Origin of the sequence: Ideonella alba (assembly GCF_018069845.1) — a bacterium.
GTDB classification, from domain to species: Bacteria; Pseudomonadota; Gammaproteobacteria; order Burkholderiales; family Burkholderiaceae_C; genus Ideonella; species Ideonella alba.
Genome location: NZ_JAGQDD010000005.1, coordinates 73,976 through 92,697, shown reverse-complemented (window position 1 = coordinate 92,697; position 18,722 = coordinate 73,976). Strand labels below are relative to the sequence as shown.

Genomic DNA, 18,722 nt, shown 5'->3' with positions numbered 1-18,722 from the left:
GTCGCATGCCCCACCCGGTTCGCCGCCAGCGCCGCCGCCTGCTGCAGTGGGCGGCCTGGTCCTGCCTGCCGCCGCTGGCCGCCTGCGCGGCTGCGCCGGTGGCCACGCTTGGTCAGGCCCTGGAGGTGGCCCCTGGCGTGTACATGGTGCCCGGGACCGGCGGCGAGGTCGACCCGGCCAACCGGGGCCGTATCGGCAATGCCGGCTTCATCGTCGGGCCCACGGGTGTGGTGGTCATCGACAGCGGCGTGTCAGCGCGCCACGGCGAGGCCCTGCTGGCCAGCCTGCGCCGCATCACGGCGCTGCCGGTGCGCGCGCTGCTGCTGACCCATGTGCGCCAGGAGTTCGTCTTTGGCGCCACCAGTTTCCAGCACCACGGCGTGCCGGTGTGGATGCACCCGGCCGCCGCCCGTCTGATGGCGGCGCGCTGCGACAACTGCCTCAAGACCCTCAAGCGTGTGCTGGGTGAGGATGAAATGGCCGGCAGCCGCGTGGCCCGACCGGACCGCCTGCTGGCCGACCTGCCCGCCGCCGAGACCGAACTGGCCGGGCTGATCGGTCGGCGCCTGCGCCTGCTGGTGCACGGCCCGGAGGCCCACAGCAGCGGTCCAGGCGACCTGGCGGTGCTGGACGAATCCAGTGGCACGCTGTTCGCGGGCGGCCTGATGGACGCACACACCATCCCCGACGTGCAGGACGCCCGCCCCGAGGGCTGGCGCGCCGCGCTGGCCGCGCTGCAGGCGCTGCCGCTGGCCCGCATCGTGCCCGGCCACGGCCCGCTGGCCGCGCCGGACCTGGTGGCCCAGACCCGCCGCTACCTGGACCAGCTCGACGAGCGCATCGCCGTGCTGTTGGCACAGGGCACGCCGCTGTCGGACGTGGCCGAGGCGGCCACGCTGCCCGAGTTCGCTGACTGGGACCAGGCCGACACCATCCACCGGCGCAACGCGTCGATCGTCTTCCTGCGCCAGGAGCGCGCGCTGCTGCTGCGCTGACCGAGGAGCCCTGATGAGCATCGCCCGACGACACGCCCTGCTGGCCCTGGCCGGCCTGCCGCTGGCGGCCACCGCCGCGCCGGGCGGCCTGCCTGCCGTGATCGACCACGACGGCGGCTCGCCCGAGTGGGACCGCCTGCGCGCCAAGCTCTTCGGCGACCGCCCGATCGCCACCGGGGCCGACAGCGCGGTGCAGCTGGTGGTGCCGTTGCGCGCGGCCTACGGTGCCTCGGTGCCGGTGAAGATCGTGCCCCGCCTGGGCGACCAGGTACCTGGTCGCGCCGTGCGCCGCTACACGCTGCTGGTCGACAAGAACCCGTCGCCGGTGGCCGCCACGCTCAACATCGGCCCGGCCATCGTCCGCGCCGAGTTCGAGACCCGGCTGCGCGTGGACGAGTACGGCCACATGCGCGTCATCGCCGAGCTGGACGACGGCTCGCTGCACCTGTCCTCGCGCTACGTGAAGGTGTCGGGCGGCTGCAGCGCACCGCCCAACCGCGATGCGCCGCAGCTGATCGGCCAGACCCGCTTCAAGCTGCCCGAGGGCCTGAAACCCGCGGGCCAGGCCACGCCGGGCGAGGTCACGGTGATCCATCCCAACGACACCGGCTTCGAGCTCAACCAGGTCACGGTGATGTACATCCCGCCGCACTTCGTGCGCAGCATCCGCGCGCGCTACGACGGCCGGTTGCTGTTCGACCTGGACTGCGACTTCTCCATCAGCGAGAACCCCAGCTGGCGCTTCCTGTTCCAGCCGCGCGCCGACGGCGGCGGCCGCCTGGAAGCCGAGGTCGAGGACAGCAAGGAGCAGCGCTTTCGCGGCGCACTGGATCTGGCCACCGGAGCCATTGCGTGAACCCGCGGCGCCGCCACTGGCTGCAGGCCGCCTGCCTGGGCGCCCTGCCCTGGACCGCCCCCGCGCGCGCCGCCATCCCGGCGGCCTATGCGCCGATGGTCATCGAGCCCGACAAGCCCCAGGGCGACGGCGGCCCCTGGCTGTTCGACCTGCGCCCCGCCCAGGCCCGCGCGCGCCAGCTGAAGAAGGACATCTACCTCGTCCTGACCGCCACCGACTGCCACTACTGCCACCGCTACGAGGCCTTCCTGGCCGCCAACGCCAAGGCCCTGGTGCCGCACTTCAACGAGCGCTGGATGGTGGCCACGATGACCGCCAGACTCGAGGTGGACGCCAAGCGCCTGCAGCTGCGCACCGACGCCCACCAGGGCCTGTACGCCGACTTCCAGCGCGCCATCGGCGACCAGCGCGCGCGCCTGCTGGTCTACCCCTGCGTGTGGGTGCTGTCGGCCGATGGCAAGCCGCTGATGCAGATGCCCGCCGGCGCCGGCACGTTCGAAACCGTGCCCGAGCAGCTCGAGATCCTGCGACTGGAGGAGTGAGCCGGCGCTCTGGCGCCCGAACCGCTCAGGCCGCTGCAGCCACCTCGACCCGGTGGCGGCCCGCCTGCTTGGCCGCATAGAGCGCCTCGTCGGCCGCCCGCATCAGCGCCAGCGGCTCGCCGCCGTTGACCGGTGCAGCGGCCAGGCCCACCGTGAAGCCCACGCACACGCCAGGCAGACCGGCCGCGCCTTCGGCCGACAGGCGCTCCAGCGCCCGCTCGAAGCGCAACCGGGCGTCGGCGGCGCTCATGCCGGGCAGCAGGCACATGAACTCGTCGCCGCCGTAGCGGCTGGCCAGGTCGCTGGTGCGGATGCACTGCTGCAGGGCCTGCGCCACCGCCTGCAGCACGCGGTCGCCCACCTCATGGCCGTGGCTGTCGTTGATGCCCTTGAAGTGGTCCACATCCACCACCGCCAGTGTCAGCGGCTGGCCCGCTCGCACGCAACGCGCCAGCTCGCGCGGCAGGGTCTCGTCGAACAGGCGGCGGTTGGGCAGGCCGGTCAGCGCATCGCGCAGCGCCTGCTCGCGCAGCGAGTCGCGCAGCCGCAGGTTGGACAGGCCGAGCTTGACCACCTCACCAAACAGCTCCGAGCGCTGGCGCACCGCATCCGCCTCGGTGGTCTCGCGCGCGTGCACATGCAGCACGCCCAGCAGCTCGCCTTCCACGTACAGCGGTGTGCAGAGCATGACCCCCTGCAGGCCGGGCGGCTGGTGGGCGCAGCGGATGCCCTGATGCCCCAGCAACAGGTGCGGCCCGCCGCGCCGGATCGACCAGCAGGCGCTGCGCTCGTAGCGCTCGGGCAGACAGGACGTCGCGCCCCAGGTGCCGACGACGGCAAGGTCCTCGTCACCGCGGGCGACCGCAAAGCCGCCGTCGCAGCCGGGAAACAGCTGCGCGGCGGCGGTGCCCACCACCTCGTAGGCCTCGGCCTCGGTGCGGGCCGACTGCAGCAGCTCGTTGAGTTCGGTGATCAAGGCCATGTCGGCCTTGTGCCGCTCCAGGTCGCTGACCATGGCGATCAGCCGGGTGTTGGTGGCGCGCAGTTCCTCGTCGCGCCGGCGCCGATCGGTGGCATCGGTCACCATGGCCAGGGTGCCGGCGGCCTGGCCGTCGGCCTCGGCGAACGAACAGGTCGACACCTCGGCCCACAGCGTGCGCCCGTCGGCCCGGCGGAAGCGGATCTCATGGCGCTCGCTGTCCTGGTCCAGCCGGCGCCGCAGCAGCGCCTGCGCCGCGGGGCGGTCCTCGTCGTCCACGAAGTCGAACAGCAATCGCCCGGTCAGCAGCGCCGCCCGGGTGCCCAGCATGCGCGCCATGGCCTCGTTGGCCAGCGTGGTGCGGCCCTGCTCGTCGAGCTGCCACACGCCCTCGCCCGCGGTCTCGACGATGCGCCGGTAGCGCTGCTCGCTGGCCGCCAGCGCGCGGGCCGAGGCTTCCAGGCTGGCGGCGCGCTCATCGGCCTCGCGCTCGAAGCGTTCGAAGGCGGTGGCGATCTGGCCGATCTCGTCGCGCCGATGCGCCTCGGCCAGCGGCGTCGGTCCCCCGGCCTGCGGGCCGTGGCCGATGCGGCGGGCGATCGCGGTCAGTGGCCGCGTCAGCGTGACAAACGACAGCGCGCCCAAGGCCAGCGCCACGGTCAGGCTGCGCAGCACGTTCAGGCCCAGGTCGCGCCAGGCGCTGTCGAGGAAACGCTGCACCCGCGGCGCCTGGGCCGTCACCACATGCAGCTCGCCCACCCGTTGGCGTGCCGTGCCGTAATCCAGCGGCAGGCTGTAGGCCTGGGTGGGGGCGATGAAGCGCGTCCACCAGGCCTGGCTGGGCGCCGCCTCGGGCCGCTGGCTGCGGCCCTGGGCCAGCACCTCGCCGAAGTCACTGCGCAAGGTGGCCTCCACCACCGGCACATAGGACAGCGCGCCGTTCACCACCACCTGCGCCGCCTGGACATTCAGGTGGTAGCCGGCCTGGGCAGCGGGCTCGCGCATCGCCGCCAGCAGCTGCTGCATCTCGCGCCGCTCGGACTCCACCGACACCTGGTAGTTGTGCTGCACCTGCAGCAGGCTGAAGCCCGCGCCGAACAGCACGCCCAGCAGCGCGGCCAGCAGGGTCTGCCGCAGCGCCAGGCGTCCGATGCCGGACCAGCGTCTCATGGCCGCGTGCCGCCCGCGCTGGCGCTGTGCTGCCATTGCACCAGGGCTTCTTCCAGCAGCCGATGGGCCAGGCCGCTGCGCCTGGCTTCGGCCAGCTTCGCGTCCACGGCGTCCAGCAAGGACACGCAGGGGCTGCGGCGCGAGAAGCCATGGTGGATCGTGCCCTCGTTCACCGGCTTGGGCAGCGGCACGATGCGCTGCGCCAGGCCCAGCTGCGACAGCTGCGCCCGGCCGGTGTACAGACCGGTGACCACGTAGTCGATGCGGCCCGCCGCCAGTTTCTGGAAATTCACCGCCAGGGTGTCGGCGTCTTCCAGCGTCAGCGACTGCTCGGCGAAGCGGTCGAAGGCGTCGCCGAAACGGTCACCGCTGGTGCGCCCGCCGCGCTTGCCCACCAGGTCCTTGGGGCTGTCGAACTTCAGCGGCCGGGCCTGGGCCACAAACACCGCCATCGGGTTCGGGAACGCCGGTGAGCGGGTGAACTGCAGGTAGACCTCGCGCTCCGGCGTGGGCTTGAGGCTGACGACCAGATCGATCTGGCCGAACTCGGCCGACTTCAGCACCCGCGGCCAGGGCCCCATGTGGCGGGCCTCCCAGGGCACGCCCAGCTCGTCCAGGATGCGCCCCGTCAACGCGACGCTGGCGCCGACGATGCGCTCGCCGTCGGCCCAGTGGTAGGGCGGGTAGTCGGGGTTGGCCGACAACACCACCCGGGTGCACTCGGCCCCGATGGCACTGCCGGCGCCGGCCAGGGCCAGCCACAGCACAGCGGCCCAACGCGCGAATCGCTCCATGGGTGCTCCCGGACAACAAGCAGCAGGAATCAGCCATTCTGCGCCGCCAGGTGCCCACCGGGGAACCCGGAGAAGGGCCTGAGCGATCCGCTTGTTCGGCACTTTGCAGCCACCGGGGCGCCGGACTGGCGAGCCGCTGCGGCCAATGCCACACTGCCGTCGCGCGCCGGCGTGTCGAATCGACGGCGGCCCGATCGTCGTTGTCCTGAGCCGCCACGGGGCGGCCGACCAGGAGTGAGCCCATGACCGTATCCCCCACCCGACTGCTGCTGATGGTGGCCACCCGCAAGGGCGCCTGGCTGTATCACGGCGACCCGCAGCGCCAGACCTGGCGCGTCGACGGCCCCCACTTCCTGGGCCACACGCTCAGCCACCTGCGGCTGGACCCGCGCGACGGCCGCACCCTGCTGGCGGCCGCCCGCACCGGCCACCTGGGGCCCACCATCTTCCGCTCCGCCGACCTGGGCGCCACCTGGCAGGAGGCCAGCCGCCCCCCCGCCTTTGCCGCGCCCACCAACGGCCTGCCCGCACGCAGCGTGGACCACACCTTCTGGCTCACGCCCGGCCACGCCAGCCAGCCGGGCCGCTGGTACGCCGGCACCTCGCCGCAGGGCCTGTTCCGCAGCGACGACGGCGGCGACACCTGGACGCCGCTGTCCTCGATCAACGACAGCCCCACGTTCCGCGACTGGATGGGCACGGTGCAGGACGGCACGCCCGACGGCCCCAAGCTGCATTCGCTGATCGTCGATCCGCGCGACCCGACCCACCTGCTGTTCGGCATGTCCGGCGGCGGCGTGCACGAATCCCATGACGAAGGCGAGACCTGGCACACGCTGATCGAGGGCATGGAGGTGGTGGGCGGCTTCGACCCCGGCAACGTGGCCTTCCACGACCCGCACTGCATCCGCCAGTGCCCCACCCAGCCCGACCGCCTGTACCAGCAGAACCACTGCGGCATCTACCGCCTGGACCGGCCCGCCTCCACCTGGCAGCGCATTGGACGCGCCATGCCCGCCGAAGTGGGCGACATCGGCTTTCCGATGGTGGTGCACCCGCACGACGCCGACACTGCCTGGGTCTTCCCGATGGACGGCACCGACGTCTGGCCCCGCACCGCCCCCGCCGGCCGCCCCTCCGCCTACGTCACCCATGACGCAGGCGCCAGCTGGCAGCGCCAGGACCAGGGCCTGCCCAGCGAACAGGCCTGGTGGACGATCAAACGCCAGGCCATGACCGTGGACACCCTGCCGCAGCCAGCGCTGTACCTGGGCACCACCAGCGGGGAGCTGTGGATCGGCCGCGATGGCGGCGCGCAGTGGGAACTGCTGGCCCGTCACCTGCCCGAGATCTACGCCGTGGAGGCGGCGGTGCTGGCATGAAGGTCCTGCTGCCCGGCGCCCTGTACAGCTACACCGGCGCCAACACCGTGGAGGCCCAGGGCGACACGCTGCACGCGCTGTTCGCCGACCTGGACCAGCGCTACCCCGGCCTGCGCTTTCGGGTGGTGGACGAGCAGCGCCAGCTGCGACCGCACATGCGGGTCTTCGTCAATGGCCGCTGCGTGCGCGACCTGGGCCAGGCGCTGCAGCCCGGCGATGACGTGGCGGTGGTGCTGGCGCTGAGTGGCGGCTGAGGAACGGGCGCCGCCGCCGCGCCTCAGCACCCCTCGGGCTGGGCCAGCCAGTCGCGCAGCGCGCGCTGCGAGCCGCGCACAAAGCCGGGCCCCCAGGACAGGTGGTCCAGCGTGGGCCAGTCGTCCAGCATCCAGCCCTGCGTCATGATCAGCCGCGCCGTGATCAGCAGCGACACCTGCCGTGGCAGGTCGGGCGGCGGCGTGGTGGCGGCGGCGTAGCCGTCGAGCAGCGCATCGTGCAAGGCCGCGTACTGCGGCCGGTGGTCGTGGTTGCCGGCCAGTGGATGGCACAAGTACTGCAAGGTGGCGGCCAGGTCCATGGCGCGGTGGCCCAGGCCACAGTCGGTGAAGTCGATCGCGCCGGCCGCGCCGCGCACGAACAGCAGGTTCCACGGGTGCAGGTCCCCGTGCACCAGGCCCCAGGTGCCGGGCGCCCGGCCGAAGCCCTCGATCATCGGGTGCAAGCGGGCCGCCGCCCGGGCCAGCAGCGCGCGGTGCTCAGGCGTCAGGCGGGCCAGGCCGGCCCGCGTGCCATCGGCCCAGGCCGGCAGGTCCAGCGACACCGCCGGACGCGTCAGGCGCACGCGGCCGGCATGCTGCAGTTCGTCGGCCACCCGGTGCAGCGTGCCGGTGAATCGGCCCACCGCCGCCAGCCGCGCCGGGCTCAGTCCCCGGTCATGCTGGCGACCACCCAGCCAGGTCAGCAGCACCGCCAAACGGCCATCCGGGTGGCGGTGCCAGCGCGCGCCATCCTGGCTGCGCAGCGGCACTGGCACATGCAGGCCGGCGGCGGCCGATGCCTCCAGAAAGTCCAGCTCGGTCTCGATCGCGGCGGTGTCCCGGTGGCTGGCGGCGTACAGGCGCAGCGCCAGCTCCGGCCCAGTGCTGGGCCGTATGCGCCAGACCTCGCAGTCCAGTCGGGCCACGCAGCGCAGCGCCTGGGCACGCAGGCCATGGCGCTGCAACACGGTGTCGATGAAGGGCGGGTGCACCGACCCGATTGTGCGCGGCCGCCCCAGGGTGACGGGGCCTCAGCCCTGCCAGACCACCTGCTGCTGCAACAGCGCATCGATTTCGGGCTCGGTCCAGCCGAACTCCCGCAGCACCTCCGTGCTGTGCTGTCCCACGCGAGGCGCCATACTCAGCTTGGGCGATGAGCCACCGCTGAGCGTGATGGGAGAGCCCAGGCCTCGCTGCAGACCGCCCTGTCCGTCGTCCACGTCCACCACCATGCCCACGGCCTGGGTCTGCGGATGCTCCAGCGCCTGGCCAGCGTGCTGCACCGGGCCGGCCGGCACGCCGGCGGACTCGAAGCGGGCGCACCAGGCGGCCACGCCGTCATTGGCCAGCTCGGCCTCGATCAGCGCCACCAGCGCCTCGCGGTGCTGTACCCGGCACTGCGGGTGATCGAAGCGCGGATCGGCGGCCCATTCCGGGTGGCCCAGCACCTGGCACACCCCCAGCCAGGCCTTGGGGTTGCCGGCGCCGATCACCAGCTGCCCATCGCGCGCGCGAAACACCTGGTAGGGCGCGATCAGCGAATGCGCCGTGCCCAGGCGCGGCGTGTCCAGCCCGGTGGAGAAGTAGTTCGCCGCCAGCCAGTAGGTCTGCTGCATCGCCGCCTGCAGCAGCGAGGTCTCGACATGCTGGCCCTGGCCGGTGCGCAGCCGGTGCACATAGGCCGAGAGCACCGCCAGCGCCGCCAGGATGCCGGCGTTGGTGTCGGCGATCGACACGCCGGGCTTGACCGGGTCGCGGTCGGGCTCGCCGGTGGCGGCGATCAGACCGCTGAAGGCCTGCAGGATCAGGTCGAAGCCGCCGGTGGTGGCCATCGGCCCGTGTCGGCCATAGCCGGTGATCGAGCAGTAGATCAACGCCGGGTTGATCGGCTGCAGATCGGCATAGGCCAGCCCCAGCCGCTCCATCACGCCCACGCGGAAGTTCTCGGTCAGCACGTCGGCCTGGGCCACCAGGCGCTTGAGCACCGCCTTGCCGGCCTCGGTGCGCACATCCAGGGCCAGCGAGCGCTTGCCACGGTTGATCATGCAGAACGACGGCGGCATCGCGCTGTCGCCGGGCTTCTGGTACTGGCGAGCATCGTCGCCCGAGGGCCATTTCTCGATCTTGATGACGTCGGCGCCCAGGTCAGACAGCATCATCCCGCAGGTGGGGCCAGCCATGATCTGCGCCATCTCGATGACGCGCAGGCCGCTCAGGGGCCGCCGGGCGGCGGCGGTGTCGGGGGTGGACAACATCGGTCTCAGCGTCCTTCGAAGCGGGGGGCACGCCGTTCGGCGATGGCGGCGCGGCCTTCGGCAAAGTCGGCGGTGGCCAGCACGCGGGCCTCGCGCTCGCGCAGGCGGGCCTCGTCGGCACGGCCGCTGTCGATCTCGTGCAGCGAGCGTTTGGTACCCTGTGCCGCCAAGGGCGCCAGTTGCACCACGCGCTGCGCCAAGGCAGCCACGGCCGCCGGCAGCTGCGCGGGCTCGACCACGGCGTCGAACAGACCCACCGATTGCAGTTCGTCCACCCCCAGCGCACGGCCGCTCAGGAAAGCGCGCTGCGCCAGGTTCAGGCCCAGCCGCGACACATAGCGCCGCAGGCCGCTGGGGTAGTAGTGCAGGCCCAGCTGCGTGGCGGGCATGTGGAAGGCGGCCTGCGGCACCGCAACGCGCAGGTCGCAGGCCAGCACCAGGTCGGTCGCGCCACCGTGCACGCTGCCCGAGAGCGCGCACAGGGTGATCGGCCGCAGCGCCTCGACCGTGTCGATGACGCGCTCGAACAGGCGCGGGTCGTGCTGCGGGTCGCTAAAGCCGGCCACGTCGTAGCCGGCGCAGAACACCGGTCGCTCGCTATCGCCGGGCTCGGCCGCCAGCACCACGGCGCGCACCGCGGTGTCGGCATTCAGTGCATCACAGATCGCCAGCAGCCGCTGCAGGTCGACCGGGCGCAGCGCATGGCGGCGCTGGGGCCGGTTCAGGCGCACCGTCGCCAGCGGACCCTGGATCGACAGCAGCGGCAGGCCGTCGGTGGTGTCGGTGCTCATTCGGACTCGATCCCTGCGGCCTTGACCAGGCGGGCGCGCTGGCTGATCTCGGTCTGCAGGAAGGCCGCCAGGGCCTCAGGCCGGCCACCGGTGGGCGTCATGCCATTCTTGGCCAGGGCCTCGCGCACGGCCGGCTGCTCCAGCGCCTTGTTCAGCTCGCTGACCAGGCGGGCAGTGACTGCTGGCGGGAGACCGGCCGGGCCGAAGAACGCGAACCAGGACTGGATGGCATAGCCGGGCACGGTCTCGCCGATCGCGGGCACCTGCGGCAGGCCCGGGAAGCGCTGCGCCTCGACCACGCCCAGCGCCTTGAGCTTGCCGCTCTCGAGGTGCGGTCGCGCGGTGGCCAGACTGGCAAAGACCAGCGGGATGTTGTTACCCAGCAGGTCAGTGATCGCTGGGCCGCCGCCCTTGTAGGGCACATGGGTCATCTCGATGCCGGCCAGCTCGGTCAGCAGTTCACCCGCCAGGTGGTGCGCCGAGCCGGGGCCGGAGCTGCCGAAGCTCAGCTTCTTCGGGTTGGCCTTGGCATAGGCGATCAACTCCTTGAGCGTGTTAAAGGGCTGCGATGGGTGGGTGACCAGCACGATGTGGTTCACCGCCGCCGGCACCAGCGGCGTGAAGCTCTTCACCGGGTCGTAGGGGAACTTGCGCGCGACCAGGTGGTTGGTGGCATGGGTGGCATCGGTGCCCAGCACCAGGCTGTAGCCGTCGGGCGGTGACTTGGCCACGTTGTCGGCGCCCAGCGTGCCGCCGGCACCACCGCGGTTGTCGACCACCACCGTCTGCCCCAGTTGCGGCCCCAGGCGCTCGGCCACGGCGCGGGCCAGCGCATCGGCGGCAGCGCCCGGCGCGTAGGGCACGACCAGGCGCAGCGGGCGCTCAGGCCAGGCCTGGGCCCGGACCGCCTCAGGCAGGGCCAGGGCGGCCAGCGCGGCCAGAACAGGCAGGCAGGCGCGGCGCGGCAGAAGGGGCAGGGTCATGGGGCTGTCTCCGTCTCGATGCAGGTGTGCAGCGATGGTGGCAACAATCATCGGGGCACGGGCTTATCATCACATTCATGATGTATCAGCATGGATGTGAACGATGAGTCCACCGGTCAAGTCGGCGCTGCGGGTGCTGGAGCTGCTCGAGTTCTTCGCCGAGGAGCGGCGCCCCGCCAGCGTGGGCGAGGTGGCGCAGGCCCTGCACTGGCCGCAGTCGAGCACCTCGGTGCTGCTGCGCTGCCTCGTCGAGGCCGGTTACGTCGACCACGACCGCCGCAGCGGCCTGTTCGCGCCCGGCGTGCGGGTGGCATTGGCCACCGCCTGGATGCAGGAGCACCTGTACACCGAGCACAGCCTGCTGCGCCTGATGGAGGGAGTGCGTGAGGCCACCGGTCACACCGTCATGATTGGCGAGCGCCGCGGCGTGCAGGTGCGCTACCTGCACGTGCTGCAGTCGACGCACGAGGGGCGCTTCACCGCCAAGACCGGCTCCTTGCGCCCCCTGTTCGGCAGTGCGGCCGGGCGCATGCTGCTCACCACGCTGCCGCCACGCGAGATCGGCGTGCTGCTGCGCAAGGCCAATGCGCTGGAGCCCGACCCGGCCCGCCACGCCGACATCGACCACGTGCTCGCTGAGGTAGCCCAAGCCCGGCGTGAGGGCTATGCCGAGTCCACCGGCACCTCGGTCCCCGGCGCCGCCGCGCTGGCGGTGCTGATTCCGGTAGGCCGCCAGCGCCCGCCGCTGACCCTCAGTGTCGGCGGACCGCAACGGGAGGTCGCGCGCGAACGCACGCTGCTGCTGCAGACGCTGCGCGCCGCCGTAGAGCCCTTGGGGCGCACGGTGCTGGCAACCCTCTGAGCGTCAGCGCGGCATCGGCCTCCCCATGGCCTGGCGGCCACCGTCACTCGATCAGATCGCGGGTGTTGGACGTCCGTTCCGCGTTGGTCAGACCCCGGTTGGCGCACATTTCGACAATGCGCGTGCGCATCGTTGCGATGATGTTGTTGAGGGTCAGCGCCAAGTGGGTCTTCACGGTGGTCTCGGTCGGGTAGTTGGCGCCGGTGTCCGGGGCCGAGCGGAAGCCGTTGCGCAGGGCGCCGTTCTTGGCCGTCTTGCCGGCCGCGTAGTTGCCGTAGGCGTCCTTGGCGGCGTTCCACATCACGTCGGTGCCAGCACCAGTGCCCGCCCGGTAGCACTTCAGGTTGCACTCGTTGTCCTGCTCACCGGTCCATTCGAGCGTGACATGGATCCCGCCGCGCTCGCTGCCGATCAGGGCATCCAGGATCTTGTTCTGCCGCGCAGCGTTGTTCAGGTCCTTCGGGGTACCCGCCGGCCAGCGTTGCCCACCCTTGTACACCCCCTCAAAAAGGGACAGGTGCAGGTTCAGGCCCTGGAACTGCGGCAGTGCGCTGAAGCGTCCCGATCGGCCCAGCACCTTCAACTGGTCCTCGACCTTGATCACCGCCTGTGCCTCGTAGTCCGCGTCCAGCTGCGCCTTGAGCATCGCCAGGCCGACCTGCTTGTTCTGCTTCGCCACGTTCAGGCGGCTCTGGGCCACCTTGACGCGCAGACCGTTGTCCACCGCCACCCGGGCGCACTCCAGCAGCGCAGCCGGGCCACCGTCAGAGTCATCCCGGCTGAGGGTCTTGCGCCAGTCAAGGTAGGCACGACGCGTGGCGGTGTGGGTCAGCAGCACCGCCTGCGCCGCCGATACGCCATCGGGCTTGTCGATGTCATCCGACAGGCCCGCCAAGGCATTGTCCACCGCCAGCGCCGCCGCGCGCAGCGCCTGCAGATGACGGTCCGCCGGTTGATGCACCAGCTTGGCCATGTCCGGATCGGACCAGCCCGGCGGGGTCTTTGGCGCGGCCATGGTCTTCAGGGGCTCGCACAGCCTGATCGACTTCGCGAGGTTCTCCTTCAAGGTGGTGAGCTGACTGGTCGGATCGCGCAGGGTCTCGATGCGCCGCTGCGTGTCCTCAATGCGCGTCTGGTCGCCATCGACCAATCGCCGCATCAGATCGTCGTACTGCTCCTGCGACAGCGCGTCCTGATCGAAGGCGTCGTCCGCGTCGTCCACAGAGACCAGCCGGCCAATGCTGTCCTTGATGCTGGCGTTGGGGATGTAGATGTGGGTCTCGATCCAGGCGCGCAGCTCCCGTGAGCGCTGCCGGTCCTGCTCGATGGCCGGCGTTTCCTCGAGGGTCTCGGGCGGGCGTTCGGCCTTGAGCCGCCGAGCCACCTCGCGCGCCACCTTTCGCAGCGCCAGCACGTATTCACGCAGCGCCTGCTGGCCCGGCACCGGCTGGTGCTCGCGCAGAGCCTGCTCGACCCGCAGACGCGGCGCCTCGGCCGGCGCCAGCTCGTCGGTGCTGGCCCCTGCCGGTACCACCACGCGCTCGAAGGCCTCGCGCAGGGCGATCTCGGCCAGGCGCCGCCGCTCCGCGACCGCCTTCTCCACCTCCTTGACGGCGCCCTCAAGCGCATCGACCGCATCGGACAGTCCGGCCAGGATCCCCTCGGCGATCAGCCGCAAGGCCTCGCTGCGCAAGCCGGCCAGCCGCTGGCGCTCGTCCTCCTCCAGGTCGGCCGGATCGGTGAGCTTCTCGACCCGGTCGAGGAAGGCGTTGATGCGCCGGGAGGTCTCCTCGGCGATCGCGTCAATGGCCTGCTCGATGACCTGTTTCAGGCGTTCCAGGGCCGTTTCGGCCTCTTCCACCGCGCCACGGTCGATCGCCGACTGCAGGGCCCGTCGCGCCTCGGCCACCGGGTCGTTGTTCAGCAGCGCCAGGCCGGGCGGGTCCGGCAGCTCCTGCAGCGCCAGCTGCAGGGCCAGCAGGCGTTCCTTCTTCAGCGCGGCAGCGGCCTTCTCGGTCCTGCCCCACTCCTGCGCCAGCACCTCGATCAACACGCGCGCCAGCTCGACGTCGCCATCCAGCGCCTGGCGGGCCTCTTGGCGCAAGGCCTCCAGGTTCAAGTGGGCCAGGTCATCCACATCAGCAGGGTCCGGCAGCCAACGCTCGAAGTCCTTCCGCAACCGGGCCGACTCCTGCTCGCGCTGCTCGCCGACTTCGTCCACCAGCCGATCCAGCTGTTGCAGCGCTTGCAACGCCTGGACGAACTGGCGCTCACCAGCCCGCTTCTCGGCCAGGTCCAGCACCGCCCGCAAACGGCCGGCCACGGTGGGCATCTGGCGCAGTGCCCGCTGCAGCTGGCGCTCGGCATCCTCGTGCCGCCGCTCCCACTCGGCCTCTTCCTTGCCCATCGCGGCCAGCAGCATCTCGTCGAGCTTCTTCAAGCCGGCGATGCCTTTCAGGTACTCGCCTGCCGCCCCCTGCTTGCGACCGAACTCGAGCAGGGCGCCCAGCTTGCCCACCGCCTCCGGCGCGCTGCGCAGCGCTTTCTCGTAGCGCTGCTCCAGTGTCTGCAGCAGCAGGCGGAAGGCGCCCTCGGCCCGCTGGTCGGGCGTCGGCTCGGGCTCACTCGGTTCCGGGCTGTCCTGGGGCCCGTCCTCGCCCGTGGGCGGCCTCAGGCCGACTTCGTCCTGCGCCGACTCGTCGTGGTCCTCGTCGGACTCCGTGGGTTGGCCGCTCTCGTCCCAGATGACGACGCTGCGCACACGGAAGCCGCAGGCCTTCAGTGGCGATCGCACCTTCTTGGCCAGGCCACCCAGCGGTTTGTCCATCTGCAGGAACAGCGTGCCTTCGTCGACCCAGGCCGTCCCATGGGCGCCGGCCTTTACGCCGGTGGTCTCGGAAAGCTTGCCGAACAGGCTGCGGCTAGACTGTTTGGGATGCATGGCCAGAACGGCGGCCTGCTTCTCCTTGCCGTCCACGTAGGCAAAGGCGACGCGCCGGGCAGGGTCCTTGCGGCACAGCAGCAGTTGCGCGGCCAGCTTGCGGGGATCCAGCAGCAGCGCCGGCGGCTCGTCAGCGCCAGGCTCGGCCTCGGGCAGCTTGCGCAGCGCCATCTCGAACACGCTCTTGAGCTCGTCGACGCCATGGTCGACCTCATCCGCCAGGGTGTTGGCCACCGCGGCCACGGCCTTGCAGGACTTGACCACCAGTTCGGTGGCGCCCTTCTCCTTGGACTGGCGCTGTGCCAGGGTAGCGGTCTCCAGGGCCGCCTTCTTCAACGGAAAGACGGTGCCGCGGAACTGGCGATCGCGCTCCGCAAAAGCCTGCTCCAGTTGCTCCCGCGTGGTGGCCTCGGCAACCCAGCCGCTGTCGAACAGGCCCCACTTGATGGCGGTGTGCATCTTGAGTAGCGCCTTGAGCCGATCCGCCAGGTCACCGTCGGTGGGCAGGCTTCCCTTCTTCTTCTCCCAGGTGCCAAGCTTGAGATCGTCGGGGTAGTTGGCGAGTGTCATGCTGGGATCGCTCCTTGCGTTGAGGCCGGGCTGGCAGCGTAGCGTGCGCAGAGGCCAGCAACAAGACCAACATCCCTTGGACCGACCGCCCACCCGGCGCCGGGGCTCAGGCCGCGCGCAGCAGCCACGCCGCCAGCCGCGCCAGCGGCACCGGCTTGGGCAGCCAGGCCAGGTCGGTGGCCGCCAGGCGCTGCATCGTCGGTGCACCCAGGTCACCGGTCAGGATCAGCGCCGGCAGGGCGGGCAACTGCCAGGCCTGGCGCAGCGCGGCCACCGCGGCCACGCCGTCCTGCACCCCGGGCAGGCGGAGGTCTGACAGCAGCCGGTCCGGCGGCCAGCCCGTGCACGCGGCCTGCAGCGCACGCACGCCGTCGGCGCTGCGGACCTGGCAGCCCCAGGCGGTCAGCAGCGACTCGGTGGCGGCGCGCACCTCGGGGTCGTCCTCCAGCAGCGCCACCTTCAGGCCAGGCGGCAGCACCGGAAGGCCGCTGCCGCCCGCGGCATCAGGCAGCGGCGCAAGCCAGGCGCCCAGCTGCAGCTCGACGCAGGTGCCCTGCCCGGGCCGCGATCGCAGGCGCAGCGGCATGTCCAGCAGCGTACCCAGGCGCCGCACGATGGACAGGCCCAGGCCGATGCCGCGCTCGCGCTGGCGCGCCGGGTTGTCGACCTGGAAGAACTCCTCGAAGACCTGGGCCTGGTGCTCGGGCGCGATGCCCACGCCGGTGTCCCAGACCTGCACGCACCAGCCTGCCGCGCCGCCGGGTCCTCGGCGCGCGCGTACGCCCACCAGCACACCGCCGCGCGCGGTGTAGCGCAGCGCATTGCCCAACAGGTTGCGCAGCACCGTGGCCAGCAGGTGCGGGTCGCTGTCGACCCAGGCGGGGGCGCGGCTGCTCAGCCGCAGGGCCAGGCGCAGACCCTTGGCCTCGGCCTGGGGCAGCAGCTCCTCGACCAGGCCGGCCAGCAGCGGGCCCAGGTTGACCGCCTCGCGACGCGGCTGCAGCGCGCCGGCGTCCAGGCGCGCCAGGTCCAGCAGCGCATCGAACAGGCCGCCCAGCGACGCGGCGCAGCGCTCGATGCCGGCCAGCATCTCGCGCTGGCGCGGCGTATCCAGCTGCGGGCGCAGCGCCGCCGCCTGCAGGATCAGCGCATGCACCGGCTGGCGCAGGTCGTGGCTGGCGGCGGCGAGGAAACGAGTCTTGGCCTCGCCGGCTTCACGCAGCGCGCGGTTCAGCACGGCCAGCGCCTGCTCGCGTTGCAGCGCGGCGTCGCGCTGCGCATGGGCCATGTCCAGCTCCAGCCGCACCTGCAGACTGACGCGGCGCGCCATGGCCGCCTGGCGCAGCGACTGCACCTGCGCCTCGTGGGACTGGCGCTGGTGGTGCAGCGCGCGGTGCAGGTCGCCCAGGGCCTCGGCGGCCAACGCAGCCTCGCGGTGCAGTTCCAGCCGGTCCACCGGAAACAGGCTGTCGCGGCCGCCGTGCGCCAGGTGCTGCTCGACGCAGGCCAGTGCGTCGGCGGGCCTCCCCTGCTGACGCCACTGCCGGGCCTGCAGCCAGACCAGTTCGTGCTGCGTTTCGCTGGGCACCTCAGCCGAGGCCTGGGCCTGTTCCAGCAATGCCGCCGCACGCTGTGGCTGGCCGGCGCGATCAAAGACCAGCGCACACAGCGCCAACACCTTGGCGCCGGGCGCGCAGTCCAACAGCGCCTGGGCATGCGTGATCGCCTCGTCATGGCGCCCCACGGCGCTGAGGGTCGACATCAGGTTGGGCCGCACCGCCCCCTTGGCACCCGGCTGCGGGCACAGCGCCCAGGCCTCCTCGCACAGCGGCAGCCCCTCCTCGGGGTTGCCCAGGCTGCAGTGCGCGCCGCCCAGCGACGCCAGCGCGGTGGCCAGCAGCGACGGGATGCCCGCCTCACGCGCCGCGGCCAGGCCCAGGTGAAAGGCGCGCAGGCCCTCGTCCTCGCGCTGCAGGCGCATCAGCACACCGCCCTGGCGCACCCACAACAGGCGGCGCAGCACGGCGGGCGTGTCGGCGCCGAGCGTGGGCATCACCGGTGCCAGCCAGGCCAGCAGTTGCTCGTCGTCGCTGGACTCGCTGAAGGCCATCCAGCAGCGCGCGTCCAGGCAGGCCAGTTGGCCGTCGCGGTCGTCGGCCAGCAGCGCCTGGGCCCGCGCCAGCGTGGTCTTGGCCAGCGCGCGCTCGCCCCGCGTCCAGCGCGAGCGGGCCTCGAACATCGCCAGCCAGCCCTGGGCACGAGCGTCAGCCCGCCAGGCGTCGGCCTGGGTCTGCAGCCAGGGCAGCGCCGCATCGGCGCGCTCGGCAATGCGTTGCCAGGCCTCGCGCAGCAAGGCGTCCAGCGGCGGCAGGGGCTCGGTGGCGGCGGCCATGGTCGCAGCGATCATGGCATGTGGCGGCACCTTCAGGTGCGGCAGTAGCGCACCACGGTGTAGATGGTCGAGGTCTGCTCGATCGTGCCGCGGAAGCAGCGCGAGTTCAGCGCCTGCATCACATCAGCGAACGGCGCCACCGGCCGGTACCAGTCCACCCGCAGGTCATGCGCCGTGGCCTGCGACCAGGCCATGATCGAGCTGACCTGTCCGCCGCGGGCCACCTGGCCGCCGGCCAGCAGGTCCAGCGTGACCGGGCCCTGGATGCTGCCGGGCGGGCAGATGTCGAAATCGATCGGCGCGTAACCGCTGCACAGCGTGCGCTGCCAGGTGCTGCCGGGCGGCACGGTGACGTCGTAGTGGCGGTAGTCGGTGGTGGTGATGACCGACTGCGCCGAGGCCGCATTGCTGGCACTCGCCCAGTTGCGGTGCTGCACGAGGCGCGGCTGCGTGGGCGCGCGCACCACCATCCAGTAGCTCTTGGTCACGCCAATGCCCAGGCCGCCGACCAGGCATTTGACCTGGCGCGTGTTCGGGCCCGAGCCGCCGAGCGGCTCGTTGCTGATGACGCTGCAGCCCGTGGGCGCCTGCGCCAGCACCAGGCCGCTCGGGAAAGGCATGCGCAGCACCACATTGCTGCCGATCACGTTGCCGGTGTTGGTGACCGACAGCGTGTACTCGTCGTGCTGGCCCAGCTGCAGTTCGGTGGGCGCGGTCAGCGTGGGCAGCAGCACGGTGCCGGCCTGTGCGGCGCCGCTGACAGCAACAAGGGAGGCCAGCATCGGTGCGAGCAGGCGGTGGTTCATCGAGGTTCTCCAGCGTGGGTTGACGATCGGGTCCCGCAGGGGACTGGGTCCGATTTTTCGGTTCACCCACCCACCGGCCACCGGACGAAGGGACGGTCCACCCCACCCCTAGCAGCCAGGGGGTCCGCACCGTACCTTCGTCCGGTGGCG

At 71.8% G+C, this 18,722-nt stretch carries 15 protein-coding genes; 6 read left to right on the top strand and 9 right to left on the bottom strand.

What is annotated here, in order from left to right; genetic code table 11:
- Positions 1 to 5: 5 nt before the first annotated feature.
- Genes KAK03_RS09375 through KAK03_RS09365 form a run of 3 tightly spaced genes read left to right on the top strand, consistent with a single transcriptional unit; the run spans position 6 to position 2,393 of the window.
- Entirely contained in the window at positions 6 to 995 is a 990-nt protein-coding gene (locus KAK03_RS09375) for an MBL fold metallo-hydrolase (RefSeq protein ID WP_210853702.1), read from the top strand.
- Positions 996 to 1,008: 13 nt separating this feature from the next.
- Positions 1,009 to 1,851 carry a quinoprotein dehydrogenase-associated SoxYZ-like carrier gene (locus KAK03_RS09370; RefSeq protein WP_210853700.1) on the top strand — a complete coding sequence of 281 codons (843 nt, stop codon included), beginning with the start codon at positions 1,009 to 1,011 and terminating at the stop codon, positions 1,849 to 1,851.
- Positions 1,848 to 2,393, top strand: coding sequence for a thioredoxin domain-containing protein (locus KAK03_RS09365; protein WP_210861822.1), 546 nt, complete (start codon positions 1,848 to 1,850; stop codon positions 2,391 to 2,393). Before KAK03_RS09370 ends, KAK03_RS09365 begins: the two co-directional genes overlap by 4 nt.
- Positions 2,394 to 2,418: 25 nt before the next feature.
- Here the strand turns inward: KAK03_RS09365 and KAK03_RS09360 are convergent, their stop codons facing one another.
- On the bottom strand, positions 2,419 to 4,542 hold the full coding sequence (locus tag KAK03_RS09360) for a diguanylate cyclase domain-containing protein (RefSeq protein WP_210853698.1): 2,124 nt from the start codon (positions 4,540 to 4,542) through the stop codon (positions 2,419 to 2,421).
- Positions 4,539 to 5,336 carry a substrate-binding periplasmic protein gene (locus KAK03_RS09355; protein ID WP_210853691.1) on the bottom strand — a complete coding sequence of 266 codons (798 nt, stop codon included), beginning with the start codon at positions 5,334 to 5,336 and terminating at the stop codon, positions 4,539 to 4,541. Before KAK03_RS09355 ends, KAK03_RS09360 begins: the two co-directional genes overlap by 4 nt.
- A 242-nt stretch (positions 5,337 to 5,578) precedes the next feature.
- Here KAK03_RS09355 and KAK03_RS09350 point away from each other — a divergent pair, with 242 nt between their 5' ends.
- Together KAK03_RS09350 and KAK03_RS09345 are read left to right on the top strand one after the other, a co-directional pair.
- Positions 5,579 to 6,718: a glycosyl hydrolase gene (locus tag KAK03_RS09350; RefSeq protein WP_210853689.1), complete on the top strand. Its 1,140-nt coding sequence runs from the start codon at positions 5,579 to 5,581 to the stop codon at positions 6,716 to 6,718.
- Positions 6,715 to 6,972 (top strand): MoaD/ThiS family protein, encoded by a 258-nt coding sequence (locus KAK03_RS09345; RefSeq protein WP_210853687.1) that lies wholly within the window; start codon positions 6,715 to 6,717, stop codon positions 6,970 to 6,972. The genes KAK03_RS09350 and KAK03_RS09345 overlap by 4 nt, the downstream gene beginning before the upstream one ends.
- 23 nt (positions 6,973 to 6,995) lie before the next feature.
- Here KAK03_RS09345 and KAK03_RS09340 read toward each other — a convergent pair whose 3' ends face one another.
- Genes KAK03_RS09340 through KAK03_RS09325 form a run of 4 tightly spaced genes read right to left on the bottom strand, consistent with a single transcriptional unit; the run spans position 6,996 to position 11,001 of the window.
- Positions 6,996 to 7,964, bottom strand: a complete 969-nt coding sequence (locus KAK03_RS09340) for a phosphotransferase enzyme family protein (RefSeq protein WP_210853684.1) — start codon at positions 7,962 to 7,964, stop codon at positions 6,996 to 6,998.
- 39 nt (positions 7,965 to 8,003) lie between these two features.
- The gene (locus KAK03_RS09335) at positions 8,004 to 9,227 is read right to left on the bottom strand and encodes a CaiB/BaiF CoA transferase family protein (RefSeq protein ID WP_210853682.1); all 1,224 of its coding nucleotides are present in this window, start codon (positions 9,225 to 9,227) and stop codon (positions 8,004 to 8,006) included.
- Positions 9,228 to 9,232: 5 nt separating this feature from the next.
- Positions 9,233 to 10,018: an enoyl-CoA hydratase/isomerase family protein gene (locus KAK03_RS09330; RefSeq protein WP_210853680.1), complete on the bottom strand. Its 786-nt coding sequence runs from the start codon at positions 10,016 to 10,018 to the stop codon at positions 9,233 to 9,235.
- Positions 10,015 to 11,001, bottom strand: coding sequence for a Bug family tripartite tricarboxylate transporter substrate binding protein (locus tag KAK03_RS09325; RefSeq protein ID WP_210853678.1), 987 nt, complete (start codon positions 10,999 to 11,001; stop codon positions 10,015 to 10,017). Before KAK03_RS09325 ends, KAK03_RS09330 begins: the two co-directional genes overlap by 4 nt.
- A 103-nt stretch (positions 11,002 to 11,104) precedes the next feature.
- Here KAK03_RS09325 and KAK03_RS09320 point away from each other — a divergent pair, with 103 nt between their 5' ends.
- A complete protein-coding gene (locus KAK03_RS09320; protein WP_210853676.1) occupies positions 11,105 to 11,863 on the top strand; it encodes an IclR family transcriptional regulator in 759 nt (252 codons plus the stop codon).
- Between the two features lie 43 nt (positions 11,864 to 11,906).
- Here KAK03_RS09320 and KAK03_RS09315 read toward each other — a convergent pair whose 3' ends face one another.
- From KAK03_RS09315 to KAK03_RS09305, 3 genes are all read right to left on the bottom strand, one after another.
- The gene (locus tag KAK03_RS09315) at positions 11,907 to 15,374 is read right to left on the bottom strand and encodes a coiled-coil domain-containing protein (protein WP_210853674.1); all 3,468 of its coding nucleotides are present in this window, start codon (positions 15,372 to 15,374) and stop codon (positions 11,907 to 11,909) included.
- A gap of 106 nt (positions 15,375 to 15,480) precedes the next feature.
- Positions 15,481 to 17,781, bottom strand: a complete 2,301-nt coding sequence (locus KAK03_RS09310; RefSeq protein ID WP_210853672.1) for an ATP-binding response regulator — start codon at positions 17,779 to 17,781, stop codon at positions 15,481 to 15,483.
- Between the two features lie 17 nt (positions 17,782 to 17,798).
- A complete protein-coding gene (locus KAK03_RS09305; protein WP_210853671.1) occupies positions 17,799 to 18,572 on the bottom strand; it encodes a hypothetical protein in 774 nt (257 codons plus the stop codon).
- Positions 18,573 to 18,722: the final 150 nt, after the last annotated feature.